This window comes from Mesorhizobium sp. M7A.F.Ca.CA.002.04.1.1 (assembly GCF_004022805.1).
Taxonomy (GTDB): Bacteria; Pseudomonadota; Alphaproteobacteria; order Rhizobiales; family Rhizobiaceae; genus Mesorhizobium; species Mesorhizobium ciceri.
Genome location: NZ_RZPL01000799.1, coordinates 1 through 2444, shown reverse-complemented (window position 1 = coordinate 2444; position 2444 = coordinate 1). Strand labels below are relative to the sequence as shown.

Below are 2444 nucleotides of genomic sequence, written 5' to 3'. Positions count from 1 at the left end.
GTCCCGTCGTGCCGACCAATGCGATCCTGGAATCGCTGCTCGACGATTTCAGTCCGCTGGCCATTACCGGCACGTCGGGTGATGACCATGTCGACAATTCGCGGCTGGGCGACACGCTGGGACGCGTCATCGGCAACATCGATCTCGGCGGCGGCGACAACAGCTTCCACAATTTTGCCGATGCCTCGATGGTCGGACTGAAAACCATCGATCTCGGCGGCGGGCTGTTCACCAATGACGGGCTCTATACCAACCAGGGCATCGGCGTGGTGGCGAAGGTGGATGTCGGCGGCGGCTTCAAACAAAACCTCTCCGGCGATTTCGTCACCGATGTGGATCTCAACAACCAGATCACGGATGCCCTGGCACTAACGGCGGCCGGTGACTTCAACCGCGAAGCGCCGCTGAATTTCCTGTCGATCGATAAGCTGTTCACAGAATATGTGGTCGCCAATGGCTCGGGGATGACCGACTCCGGCATAGCAGCGAAGACCTTGCATCCGGCAGTGGGCTTCAACTTCCAGTTCCGGGTGGATGGCGGCACCGATCTCGTTCTTTACGCCGACAACCCGACATTCCTGGAACTGGCGCAGGATCCGGGGTCCGGCACCACCGATCCCGGCGTGTTCCAGATGGCGCAGTACCTTGACGATGTCGAGGCAGCATCGACCCCGGACAACCCGATGGCCAGGCTGATCAACATGCTGCGCTTCCTGCCCAATGAAGAGGAACTGGGTGCAGCATTGACCCGGCTCACACCGCATTATGCCGTGCATACGTTCAACATGATCAACCGCGAAGCCGACATGATGCTGGAAGCGGCGCGTGAGTGTACTGGCGTGCCTGCCTACAAGAATCCCGACGGCCGCTGCGTCTGGGCAACGATCAGCCCGCAGGCCGAGTACAGCCGCGACGCGGGCGCTGGCACTACAAGCCGCGACGACGTCCTGAAGACGATGTCGCTTGGCGGCATTGGCGAGATCGGCCAGAACTGGTCGCTTGGTGCCACGATCGGCCGCACAGAGTTCGATTCCAAGATCGGCTTCAATGGAGACCTGCTGTCGGAGACCACCGGTGAGGCCTGGCAGGCCTATGCGCTGGCCAAATATACCAACAAGAATTACTTCGTGGACTTTGCACTCGGTGGCGGCACGGGCTCGTTCAAGGGCGAACGCGACACCCATATCGACCCGGCATTCTACATTCCGGGCGAAACGTTGGCGGGTGATTATCTCGACGAGGTAATGCTGCCTGGCATCGGCAGCAGCGTCACCTACACACAGAAGACCGCGATGTTCGGCGGCTCGGCGCGGTTGGGTTTCACCCGGGAGATGGGCGCCTTCTATCTGCAGCCGACAGTGCAGTTCGACGCGCGCTGGCTGCGTGTCTCAGGCACGGAGGAGGGTTCGGTCGCCGCCTTCAACTTCGATGGCTCGGCCAACACCTACTATTCTGCAACCCCTGCAATCGAGATCGGCACCGACATCGCGCTCAGCGACATTGCCAGCCTTCGCGTCTACGGCAAGGCCGGGGCGGAGTTTTCCAACAAGGAGTGGGAAATCGAAGGTCGCTTCGCGGCGGCGGAGAATCTGCCTGGCAACCCCGCATTGCACTTGACGGAGGCCGTCGATTCGCCGCTCTATCGGGTCGGCGCCGGCCTTGAACTGAATGGCGTCAATGGCGTCGGCATGTCCGTCAGATATAATGGCGCCTTCGGCGAAACGGTTAAACAGAACGCGATCAGCGCGTCTCTCAAGGTCAGCTTCTAGCTGGCCCGAGGCGGAGCCGGGCGGGAGGGGTCTTGATGAGGAAGTTCGCGTATTTCGTGGCGATGCTGGGTGTTGCCTGCACCGTCGGTGTGCCGGCCGCGGCGGCGCAAACCAAGAGCGACAAGGCGGTCGCGGCACCGGCTGCCGCCGATGCGCCGCAGTTGCCCGGTGGCGCGTCGGCACTGTCCGAAACCCACGGCGACTGGACGGTCAATTGCCAGATATCAGGCGCGACCAAAACCTGCAGCCTGTCGCATCAGCAATTCAACAAGCAAAACAATCAGCGCCTGCTGGCGATCGAGCTGTCGAGCAAGACCGGCGAGGATGCCACGGGAACGCTTGCGCTGCCGTTCGGCCTGGCGCTGGCCAAGGGGGTGAGCCTGACCATCGACGATCAGAAGCTGGACGGCAGCCTGGCGTTCAACACCTGCCAGGTCGTCGGCTGTCTGGTGCCGGTGATGTTCGATGCGACTGTCACGCCGCTGCTGAAATCAGGCACCACGCTGAAGATCGACGCTTTCGCGGCAGACACCGGACAAGCGGTGAGCTTTTCCATTCCGCTCAACGGCTTCGCCGGCGCACTTGCCCGAACCGCGGAGCTTTTGACCAATTGATGTGAGCCGCAGGACTTAAAGCGCGCGCCGCCTGAACGCAGTCTCGCGGCAGGGCGGTGCG

2 protein-coding genes are annotated in these 2444 nt (G+C 61.9%); both read left to right on the top strand.

Features of this window, described 5'->3' with window-relative positions; genetic code table 11:
* A partial coding sequence (locus ENZ75_RS28630; protein ID WP_164888069.1) for an autotransporter outer membrane beta-barrel domain-containing protein occupies nt 1-1769 on the top strand: 1769 nt, incomplete at its 5' end.
* 35 nt (nt 1770-1804) lie between these two features.
* A complete protein-coding gene (locus tag ENZ75_RS28625; protein WP_063168994.1) occupies nt 1805-2383 on the top strand; it encodes an invasion associated locus B family protein in 579 nt (192 codons plus the stop codon).
* Nucleotides 2384-2444 lie beyond the last annotated feature (61 nt).

Bases quoted from the DNA above. Each gene is read 5' to 3' on its own strand.
- ENZ75_RS28625 (WP_063168994.1), top strand. From the start codon at position 1,805: ATGAGGAAGTTCGCGTATTTCGTGGCGATGCTGGGTGTTGCCTGCACC.